14 protein-coding genes are annotated in these 16,531 nt (G+C 72.0%); 10 read left to right on the forward strand and 4 right to left on the reverse strand.

The window, feature by feature from the left end; all coding sequences use genetic code 11:
• The first annotated feature begins 593 nt into the window (after window positions 1-593).
• The 5 genes from tauA to AC3IF3_RS10075 all read left to right on the forward strand — a co-directional run bounded on the left by tauA (window position 594) and on the right by AC3IF3_RS10075 (window position 6,746).
• On the forward strand, window positions 594-1,616 hold the full coding sequence (gene tauA, locus AC3IF3_RS10055; RefSeq protein ID WP_243965381.1) for a taurine ABC transporter substrate-binding protein: 1,023 nt from the start codon (window positions 594-596) through the stop codon (window positions 1,614-1,616).
• 44 nt (window positions 1,617-1,660) lie between these two features.
• Window positions 1,661-2,452 (forward strand): taurine ABC transporter ATP-binding protein, encoded by a 792-nt coding sequence (locus tag AC3IF3_RS10060; protein WP_489228586.1) that lies wholly within the window; start codon window positions 1,661-1,663, stop codon window positions 2,450-2,452.
• Entirely contained in the window at window positions 2,449-3,249 is an 801-nt protein-coding gene (locus AC3IF3_RS10065; protein ID WP_243965385.1) for an ABC transporter permease subunit, read from the forward strand. The genes AC3IF3_RS10060 and AC3IF3_RS10065 overlap by 4 nt, the downstream gene beginning before the upstream one ends.
• Window positions 3,250-3,489: 240 nt before the next feature.
• The gene (locus AC3IF3_RS10070) at window positions 3,490-4,338 is read left to right on the forward strand and encodes a Crp/Fnr family transcriptional regulator (protein WP_409564769.1); all 849 of its coding nucleotides are present in this window, start codon (window positions 3,490-3,492) and stop codon (window positions 4,336-4,338) included.
• The gene (locus AC3IF3_RS10075; protein ID WP_489228587.1) at window positions 4,338-6,746 is read left to right on the forward strand and encodes a GAF domain-containing protein; all 2,409 of its coding nucleotides are present in this window, start codon (window positions 4,338-4,340) and stop codon (window positions 6,744-6,746) included. Before AC3IF3_RS10070 ends, AC3IF3_RS10075 begins: the two co-directional genes overlap by 1 nt.
• Window positions 6,747-6,922: 176 nt before the next feature.
• Here AC3IF3_RS10075 and AC3IF3_RS10080 read toward each other — a convergent pair whose 3' ends face one another.
• A complete protein-coding gene (locus AC3IF3_RS10080) occupies window positions 6,923-7,132 on the reverse strand; it encodes a cold-shock protein (RefSeq protein WP_243965387.1) in 210 nt (69 codons plus the stop codon).
• A gap of 370 nt (window positions 7,133-7,502) precedes the next feature.
• Between AC3IF3_RS10080 and AC3IF3_RS10085 the strand changes: the two genes are divergently transcribed.
• The 3 genes from AC3IF3_RS10085 (at window position 7,503) to wrbA (ending at window position 9,761) form a co-directional block, all read left to right on the forward strand.
• Window positions 7,503-8,696 (forward strand): alpha/beta hydrolase, encoded by a 1,194-nt coding sequence (locus AC3IF3_RS10085; protein ID WP_489228589.1) that lies wholly within the window; start codon window positions 7,503-7,505, stop codon window positions 8,694-8,696.
• Between the two features lie 96 nt (window positions 8,697-8,792).
• Window positions 8,793-9,086, forward strand: a complete 294-nt coding sequence (locus AC3IF3_RS10090) for a flagellar basal body-associated FliL family protein (RefSeq protein WP_243965392.1) — start codon at window positions 8,793-8,795, stop codon at window positions 9,084-9,086.
• 9 nt (window positions 9,087-9,095) lie between these two features.
• Window positions 9,096-9,761 carry an NAD(P)H:quinone oxidoreductase gene (wrbA, locus tag AC3IF3_RS10095; RefSeq protein ID WP_243965394.1) on the forward strand — a complete coding sequence of 222 codons (666 nt, stop codon included), beginning with the start codon at window positions 9,096-9,098 and terminating at the stop codon, window positions 9,759-9,761.
• A 38-nt stretch (window positions 9,762-9,799) separates the two neighbouring features.
• On the opposite strand, the gene AC3IF3_RS10100 is transcribed toward wrbA, so the two are convergent.
• The 3 genes from AC3IF3_RS10100 to AC3IF3_RS10110 form a co-directional block, all read right to left on the reverse strand.
• The gene (locus AC3IF3_RS10100; protein WP_489228591.1) at window positions 9,800-10,018 is read right to left on the reverse strand and encodes a hypothetical protein; all 219 of its coding nucleotides are present in this window, start codon (window positions 10,016-10,018) and stop codon (window positions 9,800-9,802) included.
• A gap of 172 nt (window positions 10,019-10,190) precedes the next feature.
• Complete coding sequence (locus tag AC3IF3_RS10105) at window positions 10,191-12,227, reverse strand: molybdopterin-dependent oxidoreductase (protein WP_489228593.1); 2,037 nt, start codon at window positions 12,225-12,227, stop codon at window positions 10,191-10,193.
• A gap of 498 nt (window positions 12,228-12,725) precedes the next feature.
• Window positions 12,726-14,417 carry a HAMP domain-containing methyl-accepting chemotaxis protein gene (locus AC3IF3_RS10110; protein ID WP_489228595.1) on the reverse strand — a complete coding sequence of 564 codons (1,692 nt, stop codon included), beginning with the start codon at window positions 14,415-14,417 and terminating at the stop codon, window positions 12,726-12,728.
• 405 nt (window positions 14,418-14,822) lie between these two features.
• Here AC3IF3_RS10110 and AC3IF3_RS10115 point away from each other — a divergent pair, with 405 nt between their 5' ends.
• Entirely contained in the window at window positions 14,823-15,593 is a 771-nt protein-coding gene (locus AC3IF3_RS10115) for an ABC transporter ATP-binding protein (protein WP_489215639.1), read from the forward strand.
• Complete coding sequence (locus tag AC3IF3_RS10120; RefSeq protein WP_489215641.1) at window positions 15,586-16,527, forward strand: ABC transporter permease; 942 nt, start codon at window positions 15,586-15,588, stop codon at window positions 16,525-16,527. The genes AC3IF3_RS10115 and AC3IF3_RS10120 overlap by 8 nt, the downstream gene beginning before the upstream one ends.
• The last annotated feature ends 4 nt before the right edge of the window (window positions 16,528-16,531 follow it).

A 16,531-nucleotide genomic window follows, 5' to 3' on the forward strand; every position in this document is an offset into this window, starting at 1 on the left:
ATGCCGGCTTCGCAGGACGTGGCTCGGATTCCCGCTCCTCAAGAGAGGGTGAGGGGACGGGACTGTCCGGGACGAGCGCATCCCTCCCCCTCTGCGGGCTACCGGATTCCCACATCGATCTCCAGATCGTCCTCGGCTAGGGGGCCCGCTCCAGTGCGGCCACGCGCCCTCCCCCGCAGGGGCCGGCGGATTCACGGATCGCCTTCGGACCTGCTGGGCGGCGGCCTAGGGCCTCGTCCCGAAACGTGGCCTCCGGCTCTCGGAAAAAGACGAGGCTGATCCGACAGCGAGCGCATCGTGCCGGTCCCGGTATCCGGTACGATGCGCTAGGCTTCGGTTCGTGCGTTGATGCGGGCATCCCCTCGCTCCGCCTGCGGGCAGACGGGACCCGCGCTGCGTCCGGAGATCGGTGAACATGGTCGTCTCTACTGGGACGCGCCCCTGCCTTCGGCCATAGCCCCCGGGATCCCAGCGGAGCCGGCCGGACCGGTTCGTCCCGGCCTGCCCCCTTGTGCAGGGCGCGTGCCGTATCGGACCATGGCACCGGCAGGCCGATCGGAACCGATTCGGGATGCCGGAGGGGGACGAGAATCATGACAGGATCCCGATCACGGTCTCGGCGGACCGCCCTGGCGACGCTGGCCGCCCTGGCGCCGCTCGTCCTCGGAATCCCCGCGCCCGGCCGGGTCCGCGCCGCCGAGAGGTCGGTCACCTTCGCCCACCAGGACATGGTGGTGCCGTTCCGGGCGCTGATGGCCTCGGGGGCGATCGAGAAGGCCACCGGCTACACGGTGACCTGGCGCAAGTTCGGCGGCGGCGGCGATGTGATCCGCGCCATGGCGTCGGGCAACGTCCAGATCGGGGAGGCGGGCTCGAGCCCGATCGCCGCGGCGGCCTCGCAGGGGCTCGACATCCAGCTGTTCTGGATCCTGGACGCGATCGCCGATGCCGAGCAGCTCGTCGCCCGCAACGGCAGCGGCATCAAAAGCGTGGCCGACCTGCGCGGCAAGACCGTGGCGGTGCCGTTCGTCTCGACGTCGCATTACCAGCTGATCGCCGCCCTGGCGGCGGCCGGGCTGAGCCAGAGGGACGTGACCATCCTCAACATGCGGCCGCCTGAGATCGCCGCCGCCTGGGAGCGCGGCGACATCGACGCGACCTTCATCTGGGATCCGGTGCTGGCCCGGGTGAAGAAGTCCGGCACGGTGGTGATCTCGGCCGGCGACATCGCCCGCCAGGGCAAGGCGACCTTCGACGGCCTCGTGGTGGACCGGGCCTGGGCGGCGCAGAACCGGGATTTCCTGGTCACGCTGGTGAAGCTGATCGCCGCCCAGGACGCCGCCTACGCGGCCAGGCCCTGGGCGCCCGATGCGCCGGAGGTGACGGCGGTGGCCCGGATCACCGGTTCGGCCCCCGCGGAGGTGCCGGCGAGCCTGGCGGCCTACCGCTTCCCGACCCTCGACGCGCAGGCCTCCCCGGCCTGGCTCGGCGGCGGCGCCGCCAAGGCCCTGACCGAGACCGCCGATTTCCTGAAGGCGCAGGGGCGGGTGCAGGCGCTGGCGCCGGATTACGGCCGCTTCGTCACCGGGGATTACGTGGCGGCGGCCCGGAAATAGCCGGCGGCGCGCGATAAAAGCCTGCGGCGCCTTCGGAGAGGCCCATGATCGAGATCCGCAACCTCAGCGTCCATTACGGGGAGGGCGAGGCCGGGATCGTCGCCCTGTCGCAGGTGAACCTGACGATCCGGCCCGGGGAGTTCGTGGTGGCGCTCGGCGCCTCCGGCTGCGGCAAAACCACCCTGCTCTCGGCCATCGCGGGCTTCCTCGAACCGACCGAGGGCAGCATCCTGCTGGACGGGGCGCCGGTCCGGGGGCCGGGGGCCGACAGGGGGGTGGTGTTCCAGCGCCACGCCCTGATGCCCTGGCTGGATGTCGCCGAGAACGTGGCCTTCGGTCCCAAGATGCGCGGCGTCCCCCGGGCGGAGCGGCGCCGGATCGCCCTGGACATGCTGGACCTCGTCGGCCTCGCCGAGTTCGCCGACCGGAAGGTCTACGAGCTCTCCGGCGGCATGCAGCAGCGGGTCGGCCTCGCCCGGGCGCTGGCCGGCGACCCGCGCGCCCTGCTGATGGACGAGCCGCTGGGCGCCCTCGACGCCTTCACCCGCGCGCAGGTCCAGGAGCTGATCCTCCGGATCTGGCACCGGACCGGCAAGATGGCCTTCTTCATCACCCACGACGTCGAGGAGGCGGTGTTCCTCGCCACCCGGCTCCTGATCATGAGCCCGCGCCCGGGCCGCATCGTCGAGGCGATCGACCTGCCGTTCTCGCGCGCGGTCGTGGCCGGGCGCGAGGCCCGCGCGGTCAAGTCGGATCCCGCCTTCATCGCCGTGCGCGAGCGCGTGCTCGGGCGGATCCATCACCGCTCCGAACCGGCCCCCGGGGCGCCCCGATGAGCGGCCGCCCCCGCGCCAGGTCGCGCCGCGGCGGGGCCCTGGTGCCGGTCGTCAGCGCCGCGACCGTCCTGGCCTGCCTCGGCCTCTGGGCGGCCGCGACCCGGAGCGGCTGGATCAAGCCGCTGTTCCTGCCGCCGCCCGAGGCAATCCTGACCGCCTTCGGGCAGGCCTGGACCGGCGAGCTCGACGGCGCCCCCCTGGGCATCCACGTCCGCGACAGCCTCCTGCGGGTGCTGGGCGCCTTCCTCCTGGCCGCCGCCGCCGGGATCCCGGCGGGGCTCGCCATGGGGACCAGCCGGATCGCCCGCGGCATCCTCGACCCGCTGATCGAGTTCTACCGGCCGCTGCCGCCTTTGGCCTACCTGCCGCTGATGATCATCTGGTTCGGGATCGGCGAGCTGTCGAAGGTGCTGCTGATCGTCCTCGCCTGCTTCGCCCCGGTGGCGCTGGCGACCCGCTCGGGGGTGCTCTCGGCCTCCGCCGACCAGATCAACGCGGCCCGCGCCCTCGGGGCGAGCCGCGGGCAGGTGCTCCGCTACGTGGTTCTGCCGGCGGCACTGCCGGAGATCCTGATCGGCCTGCGGATCGGCATGGGCGTGGGCTGGACCACCCTGGTGGCCGCCGAGATGGTGGCGGCCCAGGCCGGGCTCGGCCAGCTCGTCCTCAACGCCTCCAACTTCCTGCGCACCGACGTGGTGGTGATGGGAATCCTGCTGATCGGCCTGTTCGCGACCCTGTTCGAGTTCGCCCTGCGCCGGCTCGAACGCGCGCTGGTGCCCTGGAAGGGCAAACAGTAGCGTTACTGATCGACGGTGCTTCAAAAGGTCCGGGACCGTGTGCGGGTGCAGGATGGACCCCTGCCGCGTCTCAGGGGCGCCGCCCCCGGACCCCGCCAAAGGGCCGAGCCCTCTGGAAACCCAGGATCCGGCGCACGCTCATCAACCTGCTGCAAGAACCGCAGAAATCGCCGTCTCTGTCAGCTAATGGACTGACATTCGCCGGTCTGTAGGCTAAGCAGTTTCCGTCAGGAGGCCGCGATGACCATGCCAGCTCCTGCGCTGGCCGCGCAGGTTCCGTTCGCCAGTAATCTGCTGCTCCAGGCCCTGACCGAAAGCGACCGCGCGCGCGTCGCCCCGTATCTCCAGCCCGCCGCGTTCCTGCGCGGCGACATCCTGTTCCGTGTCGGCGACGACGTCTCGCACGTCACCTTTCCCCTGAGCCGGACCGTCATCACCTTCGTTCTGCCCCTGCGCGAGGGCAAATCGGTCGAGACCGCCACCGTCGGCCACGAGGGCGCGATCGGCGGCGTGGTCAGCCACGGCTACCTGCCCGCCTTCAGCCAGGCGGTGGTCCAGGTCGGCGGATCCGTCCTGCGCATCGAGGCGGAGCGCCTGAACGAGGCCAAGCAGGCGTCGCCCGCGATCCACGATCTCTTCGTGCGCTATGCCGATTGCCTGATCGCGCAATTGCTGCAATCGGTCGCCTGCAACGCGGTCCATCCGATCGAGCAGCGCTGCCTGCGCTGGCTGCTGACGATGCAGGATCGCCTGGGAACCGACGATCTGCCGGTCACGCACGAGATGCTCGCCGAGATGATGGGCGTGCGCCGCGCCTACCTGACCAAGGTGCTGGGCGAGATGCAGCGCGACGGGCTGATCCGCATCGGCCGCGGTCGGCTCAAGTTCATCGATCGCACCCGCGCCGAACGGGCCGCCTGCGAGTGCCACGCCAGCGTGCGGCGGCATTTCCAGGAGGTGCTGGGGGCCGTCTACGGGCGCTCGGGCGAGATCGTGGCGCTCGGCGCAGGGCGCCCGGGGAGCCTGCAGCCGCCCACCCTCGCGGCGTCCTTGAAGGCGGCGCCGTCTCCCAAGATCCCCGAGCCGTGATGCGCAAGCCCTCCGACATCCCGGCCGCGGCGGCCGACGCGCACCGGCTCGCGGCCCTCGAGCGCTACGGGATCCTCGATACGCCCCCCGAAGAGGGCTTCGACGACATCGTGCTGCTGGCGTCCCAGCTGTGCCGGGCGCCGGTGGCGCTGATCAGCCTCGTGACCGCCGACCGCCAGTGGTTCAAGGCGCGGATCGGGTTTCCGCTCTGCGCGACCGATCTGAACGCCTCGGTCTGCGCCCACGCCCTGTCGGCGCCGGACCTGCTGGTCATCCCGGATCTCACGGCCGATCCCCGCACCCGGGCGAACCCGCTCGTCACGGGCGATCCCCATATCCGCTTCTATGCCGGTGCGCCGCTGCGCACGTCCGGGGCGGAGGTCATCGGCAGCCTGTGCGTCATCGATCTGGTGCCGCGGCCCGAGGGTCTGACGGCCGAGCAGGCCGGCAACCTGCGGGCGCTCGCCCGCCAGGTGATGAGCCAGCTCGAACTCAAGCGGGCCCTGGCCGGGCGCGACGCGCTGCTGGCCGATCAGGACGGGATGCAGCGCGCCCGCGACGCGCTCCACCGCGTCCAGGGCGCGATCTCGGAAGCCCAGGGCGACCTCGGCGTCATCCTGAACACCATCGTGGCCGGGGCCATGGAGGCGACGCCGGAGGCGGACGGCTGCGCCATCGAGCTGATCGCCGACGGGGAGCTGGAATACCGGGCGGTCGCCGGCACCCTGGACGCCTTCGCCGGACGGCGGGTCGCCCTCAAGGGAAGCCTGTCGGGTGCGTGCTTCCGGTCCGGCGCGCCGATGATGGTGTCGGACGTGCGGGGCGACAGGCGCGTCAACCAGGCCCTCGCCGCGCGGATGAAGCTGCGCGCATGCGTGACCGTCCCGGTCTTCCGCGGCCGCCGGACCATCGGCGTGCTGAAGCTGCAATCGAGCCGGCCCGGCGCGTTCACCGAGATGAACCTGCAGGCGGCGCGCCTGTTCGCGGGCGCCGCCTCGACCGGTCTGACCGAGGCCCGCGAGGCCGCCGCCCAGCGCGCCATCCAGACGAGCGAGATCCGCTACCGGGCGATCTTCGAGAGCGCGACCGACTACGCCATCGTGGTGATGGATCTCGGCGGCCTGATCACGAACTGGAACGCGGGGGCCACGCGCATCCTCGGCTGGACGCCCGACGAGGTGATCGGCAAGCCGGCCGACATGTTCTTCACGGCCGCGGACCGCGCCGCGGCGATCCCGGCGCAGGAGATGCGCGGCGCCCTGACCGCGGGGCGGGGGGTCGACGAGCGCTGGCACCTGCGCAAGAGCGGCGAGCACTTCTGGGCCAACGGCGAGATGATGGCCCTGCGCGGGGATGCGGGCGGGGTCATCGGCTTCGTGAAGATCCTGCGCGACCGCACCGAGCAGCGCGTGGCGGGCGAGCGGCTGGCCGAGAGCGAGGCGCGCTACCGCTCCCTGTTCGAGACCATCGACGAGGGCTTCTGCGTCATCGAGTTCTTCGACGGGCCGGAGGGTCCGCTCAGCGACTATCGGCACGTCGAGGCCAACCCGGCCTACGCGCGCCAGACCGGCCTCGCGGACGTCGTCGGGCGGACGATCCGCGCGGTGGCCCCCGACGAGGCGGACGGTTGGGTGGCGCTCTACGGGGAGGTGCTGCGCACGGGGCAGCCGGTGCACGTGGAGCGCGCGTTCGGCCGCGCGGGCGGATACATCGAGGTCACCGCCAACCGGGTCGAGCCCGTCGAGCGGCGACAGGTGGCCATCCTGCTCAACAACATCACCGAGCGGGTCCGGGCCGCCGAGCATCAGGCGATCCTCAACCGGGAGCTCAGCCACCGGATGAAGAACACCCTGGCGATCGTCCAGGCCATCGCCACGCAGACCATGCGCAACGCGCCCGACATCGAGGCCGCCAAGGAGGCGCTCAGCGCGCGGCTGATCGCCCTCGGCAAGGCGCACGACATCCTGCTGACCGGACAGGGGGAGAGCGCCGACCTGCGCGCCGTCGTGGACGGGGCCCTGCAGCTGCACGAGGATCAGCAGCAGCGGCGGTTCCACCTGGACGGTCCGCCCCTGCGCATCAACGAGAAGGCGGCCCTGTCGCTGTCGCTGATGGTGCACGAGCTGGCGACCAACGCCATCAAGTACGGCGCCCTGAGCACGCCGCACGGGACGGTGCGGATCGATTGGTCGATCACGGGCGCCGCCGGGGCCGAGACCGTCCGATTGGGGTGGCGCGAGAGCGGCGGACCGCCGGTGGCCGCGCCGAGCCGGAAGGGATTCGGCTCACGCCTGATCGAACGGGGCCTGGCCGGCGCGGTCGGCGGCGCGGTTCGGCTGGGCTACCCGGTCGAGGGGGCGGTCTGCGAGCTGATCGCGCCCCTCAAAGGGTTCGAGGTTCCCGCGTAGGACCATGTCCCGCCGACCCCGACCCATGGTCGCGATCGGCGAGGTCCGGCGGGCGAAGGCCGCCGCGCCGGCGGGCCGGGGCAGCCCTTTGCCCTGCGGAGGGGCGCCGACGCCGGGGCGCCGGTACCCTGCGCCGAGGCAGGACGACGTGCGCCCGCCTCGGCCCTGAAAGAGGCTCAGGCGCCCTTCAGATTGCCGGCGCTCTCCTTGCCGCTGCGGCGGTCGGCCTCGACGTCGTAGGAGATCTTCTGCCCCTCGACGAGGTTGCGCATCCCGGCGCGCTCGACGGCCGAGATGTGGACGAACACGTCCTTGCCGCCGTCATCCGGCTGGATGAAGCCGTAACCCTTGGTCTCGTTGAACCACTTCACAGTACCTGTAGCCATAGGAATGTCCCGAACGTAGCCGGCATCGCTGAAACGGCGAGCCGCCCAGCTCGAACGGGGAACACAGCCAGCTGTTCCAAAAAAGCCGCTGAAGCCGCTTCGGGCCGGTCGGCCGGAGGGGCCTGACGCGGCCCGATTCGGATGCAGCGCGCCCGGCGCCGGGGACGGCCCCGGCACCGCGCAGGCGGATGTCCCCGACTGGGCGGGCATCCGCAATCCGGTCGCGCGCATCGTCCCGAACGGGGGCGGCCGGCCTTCGAAAAAGGGCGATGCGCATCCGTGCGCTCGTGACGGCGTGCCGATTCCGGTTCCTGGGACGATGCGCTACGCTCCCGATCAAGCGCACCAGACGCTGTTCGGGAGGACGACCATGACGAAGCTCGGCGGGACCGGCGCTTGCGCGCTCCTGTGTCTGATCGCGGGCGCGGCGCCCCTGGCCGCCGGGGAAACGCCCCCGGCCGCCAGCGAAGCGGCGGCCGTCTTCAGGCCCGCGCGGCCCGAGGGCTACTTCTTCGTCGGCGGCGGCTACGCGACCGTGGCCGGGAAGGAGGCCGCCGCCGGGCAGATGTTCGTCGCGTATCGGGCCCCGGCCACGGTCACCCAGCCCTATCCCGTCGTGATGGTGCACGGCACCGCGCAGACCGGCACCAACTTCCTCGGCACCCCCGACGGCCGTCCGGGCTGGGCCGCCCGCTTCGTCGAGAAGGGCTTCGTCGTCTACGTCGTCGATCAGGTCGGGCGGGGACGCTCCGGGCCGGATCCGGAGGCCTACGGCCCCTACGCGCGGATCACCCCGGGGGAGCTGGAGACCGTCTATACGGGGCAGGAGACCGCCGGGCTCTATCCCGAGGCGAAACTGCACACGCAATGGCCCGGGGGACCGGGTGTCCGCGGCAATGCCGCCTTCGATCAGTTCTACCTCTCGCAGGTGCCCTACATCGCCAGCGGGGTCCGGACCGAGGAACTCGTCGACCCGGCGCTGATCGCCCTCCTGGAGAAGATCGGGCCCGCGATCCTGCTGACGCACTCGCAGGCCAGCGTGTTCGGCTGGGCGGTGTCGGACCAGCGCCCCGACCTCGTGAAGGCCCATGTCGCCGTGGAGCCGAACGGACCGACGTTCTACGACATCCGCTTCAAGGGCGGCGCCGACTGGTACGAGCGCGTCGGCGAGGCGCGGGCCCGGCCCTACGGTCTCACCCGGGTGCCGCTGCATTTCGAGCCGCCGGTGGCGACGCCCGCCGACCTGACCGTGGCCCGGGCCGACAAGCCGCTGCGGGAGGGCCAGATCCGCTGCTGGCTTCAGGCCGAACCGGCGCGCAAGCTCCCGAACCTCGCCCGGGTGCCCGCGGTGATCGTCACCGGCGAGGCCTCGTTCCGGGCCACCATGGACGATTGCACCGGCGCCTTCCTGGACCAGGCCGGGGCCAAGCCCGACCGGTTGAGGCTGGCCGAGCACGGCATCCACGGCAACGGCCACATGATGATGCTGGAGGCGAACAACGCTCAGGTCGCCGATGCGATCATCGCCTGGATCGAAGCGACGACGCGCGCCGCGCCGCGGTGAAGGACCCGAGAGCCATAGCGCCACAGGGCTGGAGCGATCGGACCGACAGCCCGTTGCCGGTTCACGTCCGCACCCGCGGGCGAGCGAGGTTTAGCGGTGGCGGAACAACTCTCCGGGCAGGACGGGCGGCAAGGCAAGCGCGGCAAGCCGGCGCTCTACGTCCTCATTGTCAGCGTCGGCCTGATGCTGGCCGCGTTCGCCGGGCTGATGGTCTGGCAGGGCGGAAGCGCGCCGCCCGATTACGCGAGCCAGAGCCAGGCCGCATCGCGCAAGCAGATCACGGGAACCGAGAGCGGTCAGGGCGGCGCGACGTCGTCGTCCAACAGCACCGCCGTCCCGGGCGGCAACCCATCCTATCCGCAGCCGGCGGCCCGCAGCGCCAATCCGTAGGGGGACGCCGTGGCCGACCGCACATCCGATCCGACCCGCCTGCTGATCGTCTACTACTCGCGCAGCGGCAGCGTCGAACGCCTCGCGGGTGCCGCCGCCGAGGCCGCCCGGGAGGCGGGCGCGGAGGTCCGGATGCGCCGGCCCCGCGAGGTCGTCGACGCCGCCGCCATGGCGAAGGTCGAGGGCTGGACCGAGGGCGCGGCCCGGCAGAACGCCCTGTACGCGGCGCCCTCGCACGACGATGCGGAATGGGCCGACGCGATCCTGTTCGGCACGCCCTGCTATTTCGGCGCCATGGCGACCGAGCTGAAGAACTTCGTCGACCAGCTCGGTCCGCAGTGGAAGCGGGGCGCCCTGGCGGGCAAGGTCGGCGGCGCCTTCGCGACGGCGTCCTGGCCCCATGGCGGTTCCGAGGTTGTCACGCTCGCGCTGTATGCCCCGATGGCGCATCTGGGCATGGTGATCCTGCCGACCGGCTACACCGATCCCGCGATGCTCGAAGCGGGCTCACCCTATGGGGCGTCCGCGATCGTCGGGGCGGAGAACCGGCCGCCGCGGACGGAGGATCTCGACGCGGCGCGCCATCAGGGCCGGCGGATGGTGGCCATCGCCGGCGCCCTGATCGCGGCCGGCGAGATGCCGAGCCGGAGGAAGGCCGCGGCCGTGGCGGGATGACCCCCGGCGGCCCGGCTCGGTGCGGCTGGGCCGCACGCTCACCGGTAGACGGTGCAGCTGTTGACGTCGCCGGTCGGCAGGACCTCGCAATCGGTGACCGGCGGGAGGATGCCGTCATCCGTGAGGCTCGGGCCGGCGGCCTGGCTGGTCGGCGGCACCGTCAGCATGACGGTGCCGAACGCCAGGCTGGCGGCGGCGAGGGCGAGAACGAAAAGCCCGAGGTTGCGCCGGAGCGCGGGGAGCAGGGCAGCGGCCATCGGTGTTCTCCCGAGCGGCGCGGGGGGCGCCGGTGGGAAGGCTAGAGCCCGCCCGCCGGCGGCGCATCCCGCGAATGGGGGACCGCACCGCGCGCGGCCGGGCGGGGGAGGCCCGCCGCGATTCGGGCGGCGTGTCATCCCCCGGTGCGGCGGTCCGGTGCAGGGGCGGGTCCTAGGCGGCCCGCACCCACACCGCGGTGTCGTGGAAGGCGGCGCCACCGTTGGGCGCCGCCGGCGCGGCGCCGATCAGCGCGTTGATCCCCTGGCCGCCGCTGAACGCCGCGCTCGGCCACAGCCCCTCGACCACGACGACGCCCCGCTGCTGCCCCTCGGCGAGGTGGGCGTGCAGCCGCACCCGGCCGCGGTCGTTCCCGATCTCCACCGCATCGCCGGTGCCGATCCCGAGCCGGGCCCCGTCCGCCGGATGAATCAGGCAGGTCGGCCGCCCCTCGCGGCGGAGCGACTCGGGCTGGTTGTTGAAGGTCGTGTTCAGGAACTGGCGGGCCGGCGGGGCGATCATGCGGAACGGGTGCTCCGCCGCAGCCGGCTCGGCCACCGGCCAATGGTCGGGCAGGCCCGGCATCCCGGCCGCGCGGGGGCCGAGCGACGCCCAATCGGGGGCGAAGCGGAAGCGTCCGTCCGGATGGCCGAACCCGTTCAGGAAGTGGCTCTCGGCGAAGTCCGGCTGCGCGTCGATCCAGCCAGCGGCCTCCAGCCGGTCGAGGCCGCCCCAGCCCGAGCGGGCCAGGGTGGCGTCGGCCAGTTCCCGGGCGCTCAGGCGGAAGCCCGCATGGTCGGCGCCGAGGCGGCCGGCGAGGGCCCCGAGCAGCGCGTGGTTCGACCGGCATTCCCCCGGCGGCTCCAGGATCGCGGGCCCCGCCTGGATGTGGCTGTGGCCGCCGGCCCCGTAGATGTCGTCGTGCTCCAGGAAGGTGGTGGCCGGCAGCACGATATCGGCGAGGGCGGCGGTCTCGGTCATGAACTGCTCGTGGACCGCCACGAACACGTCCGGCCGCGCCAGGCCGGCGCGCACCCGGGTGCTGTCGGGGGCGGAGACGGCGGGATTGGCCGACTGGATCAGCATGGCGCGGACCGGCGGACCGCCCTGCAGGGCGTCGGGATCGTCGGCCAGCACGGCGCCGATCCGGCTCATGTCGAGGGCACGCACCCCCGGCGCCCTGGCGTCGAGCCCCTCCGTCAGGGTCTTGTCCCAGTTGAAGATCGCCGCGTGCTGCCAGAGGGCGCCGCCGCCCTCGTGCTGCCAGGCGCCGGTGACGGTCGGCAGGCAGGTGACCGCGTGGAGATTGACGGCGCCGTTGCGGGTGCGGGTGAAGCCGAAGCCGCAGCGGATGTAGCTGCGCGCCGTCGTGCCGTAGAGGGTCGCGAAGGCCTCGATCGAAGCGGGGTCGAGGCCGGTGATCGCCGCCGCCCAGTCCGGGGTGCGCGCCGCGAGATGGGCCTCCAGCGCCGCCGTGTCCTCGGCGTGTGCGGCGAGATAGGCCCGGTCCGCGTGGCCGTCGCGGAACAGGACGTGGAGGACGGCGCAGGCCAGGGCCCCGTCGGTGCCCGGCCGGGGCGCGAGGTGCAGGTCGGCCGCCGCCGCGGTGCCGGTCCGGTAGGGGTCGATCACCACCAGCTTGGCGCCCCGCGTCTTTCGGGCACGGCTGATATGGCCCATCGCGTTGACCTGGGTGCTCACCGGGTTGCCGCCCCAGACCACGATCAGGTCGGAGAGCGCCATCTCGCGGGGATCCGGCCCGGCGATCCGGCCGACCCCGGCGCTCCAGCCGGCGGTCGCCACCGCCGTGCAGATGGTGCGCGCGCGCCGGGAGTAGCCCATCACATGCGTCAGGCGGTGGATGCCGTCGCGCTGGACGAGGCCCATGGTCCCGCCCGAATTGTACGGCCAGACCGCCTCCGGGCCCCAGCGCTCCGCCGCCTCCGAGAAGGACGCGGCCACCCGGTCGAGGGCCGCGTCCCAGGCGATCCGCCGCCACTGTCCGCCGCCCTTCGGGCCGACCCGCTCCAGCGGGTGGAGGATCCGGTCCGGGTGGTGGACGCGCGCCCCGTAGCGGCTGACCTTCGCGCAGATCACCCCCGCCGTGTAGGGGTTGTCGCCCCCGCGGACCGAGACGACGCGGCCGTCCGCCACCTGCACGTCGAGGCTGCAGGCGGAGGGGCAATCGTGTGGGCAGACGGTGCGGACCAAGCGACGAACTCCCGTGGCGCCGGCCAGGATGATGCAAAGGCCGTGCGTTTTTGAGGCGCCGGCGCGGGCGGACGGGGTCCTGGAGGCTTCCGGGGATCGTGCGATCGGCCCGGTTCGCGCCGATCTGACTCGCGCGACGGTGATGCCGGCTTCGCGGAACGAGGTCCGGGCCGCCCCTGCCGTGCGGGCTCGCGGATTCAGAGATCGCGTTCGAGATCGTCGCCGGGTTGACGGGCAGGCCGTCCGAAACGGCCATACGCCCTCCCTCCCCTCTCTGCGGGGCTACGGGATCCACACGTCTCAGGCTGACCCCAACATCTTGAGAGGAAGGCGCTTTTCCCCTCCCCGCAAGCGCGAGCGATCCCGGGCAAGCCCGGGATCGCCAGGGGAGGAGCGCGCGTCGCCCCTTGCAGCAGTCGATACGTGAACATCGGAGCCCGCAGAGGGGGGAGACGCCCGGGGCCGGCCATTGCCTTCCTGCGGCGGCGATCTGTCTATTCAGGCGGCCCGGATGTTGGCCAGGAAGCGGCCGATCTCGGCGGTGAGGTACTCGGACTGGCGCGACAGCGCCGAGGCGGCGTCGAGGACCTGGCCCGCCGCCGCCCCGGTTTCCTCCGCCGCTCCGGCCACGCCCGCGATGTTGCTGGTCACCGCGCCGGTGCCCTGGGCGGCCTGGCTGACGTTGCGCACGATCTCCTGCGTGGCCGCGCCCTGCTCCTCCACCGCCGCCGCGATCGAGGTCGCCACGGTGTCGATCTCGCGGATGCGCACGGTGATCGTGCGGATCGCGGTGACCGCCTGACCCGTGGACGCCTGGACCCGGCCGATCTGACCGGAGATCTCCTCGGTGGCCTTGGCGGTCTGCTCGGCCAGCGCCTTCACCTCGGAGGCGACCACCGCGAAGCCCCGGCCCGCCGCGCCGGCGCGGGCCGCCTCGATCGTGGCGTTGAGCGCCAGCAGGTTGGTCTGCCCGGCGATCGACGAGATCAGCCCGACCACGTCGCCGATCCGGCTGACCGCGCTGTTCAACTCTTGCACCAGGGCGCCGGTCTGGTCGGCCTCGCCGACCGCCGCCTGGGCGAGCCGGGTCGAGCCGTCCACCTGCCGGCCGATCTCCTGGACGGAGGAGCCGAGCTCCTCGGCCGCCGCCGCGACCGTGTTGACGTTGCTGGAGGCCTCCTCGGCGGCAGCGGCCACGGCGGTGGACTGGGCGGAGGTCTGGCTGGCCATGGACGACATCGCCCCGGCCGTGGCCTGCAATTCGGTGGCGGAGGCCGAGACCTGCCCGACGATGCCGCCGACCGCGGCCTCGAACCGGTCCGCCATCTGCTGCATGCCGGCGCGGCGCTGCGCCTCGGCCGAGGCGCGGGCGAGGGCCGTTTCGGCCTCCAGCGCGCGGCTGCGGATCAGGTTGTCCTTGAACACCTGCACGGCGGCCGCCATCGCGCCGACCTCGTCGCGGCGATCCCGGAACGGCACCTCCGCCCCGGCGTCGCCGCCGGCCAGGACCGCCATCGCCGCGGTCATCCGCTGGATCGGCCGCGAGATCCGCAGGAACCCGAAGACGGAGGCGGCCAGCGCCGCCGCGACGGCGAGGAGCACCGCCGCCTCGGTGGCGAGGACGGCCGAATCCGCCAAGGTCAGGGCGGTCTCGGCCTCCTGCTGCGCGGAACGACTGTTCAGGTCTGCATCGCGCGCCAGGGTTTCGCCCATCCGGGTGTAGAGTGCGAGCTCGTCCCGGCTGCCGATCAGGGCCAGGCCTTCCGAGGCCCGGCCGGCCGAGACCAGCCGCGCGGCCTCGCTCCCGGAGGCCTCATAGGCGGTCCAGAGCGTGGCGAACCCGTCGTAGAGCGCCTGTTCCTCCGGGGAGGCGATCATCGGCTCGTAGATCTTCCGGTCCGCCGCGACCTTGGCGCGGGCAGCGGCATACTGCACCGCGTTGGCCGCGTGCTGCTCCGGCGTGTCGGACAGGGAGACCAGGCGGAACTGCTTGATGCGGACGTCGGCGACGTCGGTCCGGATCGCGTCGAGGATCACCACGGAGGGCAGCCAGTTCGTGGCGACCTCATGGACCGCGTGCCGGATGTCCTTGAGCTTGATCAGGGACAGCGCGCCCTGCCCGGCGGCGATGAGGGCGAAGCAGCCGAAAGCGCCCATCAACGCGGCCTTGATGGAAAGAGGCAACCGCATTTGGACAGCTCCGGAGGCCAGGGACACGACCGGCCAAGTAAATGACCGGCCCATATCTCATCGCCGCGTCTTGTTTCGGTGCGGTTAAGGAAATCACCGAAGCGATTCCTCAATTCACACGATTCCGCGAGCCTCGGATCTGACTATTCGCCGATCGAGATCTGTATCAGACTTCTTATACGGATATTTATATTCGCAGAACATCACAGCCGGAACCATCGTATTGCGGCACCGATATCCCCATACGCACTTGTATAGCCAATCGTCGGAAGGACTTAAATCCTGAAGCGCCGCCCAGACGGTTCTTTACAGCCGCCCTGCGGCGGCCCTACACTTTCCCGTGAAGTCCGGACCATCTCCGGGCCGTCGGCGAACGCGGCCCAAGCCGCGGCGCGGGGAGGATGGATGGATACGGGTCAGCCTCTGCTGGAGGTGGACGGCGTCACGCTCCGGTACAAGACGCCGGCGCATCTGGTGACGGCGACCTACCGGGTGAGCTTGCGGGTCTGGCCGGGGGACCGGTTCGTGCTGCTCGGCCCGTCGGGCTGCGGGAAGTCGACGCTGCTGAAGGCGGTGGGCGGCTACATGGCCCCCACCGAGGGGGAGATCCGCCTGAAGGGCCGGCCCGTGACCCAGCCGGGGCCGGACCGGATGATGGTGTTCCAGGAGTTCGACCAGCTCCTGCCCTGGAAGACGGTCCGCCAGAACGTGGTCTTCGCCCTGGAGGCCTCGGGCCGGCTCAAGGGCCGGGCGGCGCGCGAGCGGGCGGACCTGTACATCGACAAGGTCAACCTGACGCGGTTCGCCGACAGCTACCCGCACACGCTCTCGGGGGGCATGAAGCAGCGGGTGGCCATCGCCCGCGGCATGGCCATGGAGCCCGACATCCTGCTGATGGACGAGCCGTTCGCGGCGCTCGACGCGCTGACGCGCCGGCGCATGCAGGACGAGCTGCTGATGCTCTGGGAGGAGACGCACTTCACGGTCCTGTTCGTCACCCACTCGATCCCCGAGGCGATCAAGGTCGGCACGCGCATCCTGCTGCTCTCGCCCCATCCGGGCGAGGTCAAGGCCGAACTCGACAGCGCCGCCACGCCGGAGGCGGCGCTGCGCCTGGAGAGCCGCATCCAGCAGATGCTGTTCGCGGAAGAGATCCGGGAGGCCGAGAATGTCTAGCGCCCCAGCCCTGACCGACAGCTCCACGCGCGGCCACCCGCCGGTCGGCGCATCCCGTGCGGAAGCCCCGCCGGGCCGCCCGGAGATCGTGCACGACACCGGCCGGGCCCGGGACGCGGCGGCCGCTCCGGTGGTGGAGAAGCCGCTGTCGGTGGCCGAGCGGCTCTACAACCAGGCCTGGCTGCGCAAGCTCGTGATCCTGCTGGTGCTGGCCGGGCTCTGGGAGGCCTACGGGCGCTACCTCGACAACGACCTGCTGTTCCCGACCTTCTCGGACACCGTGGCGGCCTTCGCCCGCGGGATCGCCGACGGCACGCTGCCGGCCCGGGCCTGGGCCTCGCTGAAGGTGCTGCTGATGGGCTACGCCGCCGGGGTCGGGCTGGCGAGCCTGCTCACCGGCGTGGCCATCGCCTCGCGGGTGGGCACGGACGTGCTCGAGACGCTGACCGCGATGTTCAACCCGCTGCCGGCGATCGCGCTCCTGCCGCTGGCGCTGATCTGGTTCGGCCTGGGCAACGGCAGCCTGATCTTCGTGCTGGTCCACTCGGTGACCTGGGCGATCGCGCTCAACACCCATTCGGGCTTCCTGTCGGTGAGCCGCACCCTGACCATGGTCGGGCGCAATTACGGCCTGTCGGGCCCGCGCCTGATCGCGCAGATCCTGATCCCGGCCGCCTTCCCGGCGATCCTGACCGGCCTGAAGGTCGGCTGGGCGTTCGCGTGGCGGACCCTGATCGCGGCCGAGCTGGTGTTCGGGGTGTCGTCGGGCTCGGGGGGCCTGGGCTGGTTCATCTTCGAGAACAAGAACATGCTCGACATCCCCAACGTCTTCGCCGGCCTGCTCACCGTCATCCTGATCGGCCTCGTCGTCGAGAATCTCATCTTCCAGACCATCGAGCGCCGCACCATCCAGCGCTGGGGCATGCAGACCTGACACC

The sequence above is a fragment of the Methylobacterium sp. J-118 genome, assembly GCF_057836565.1.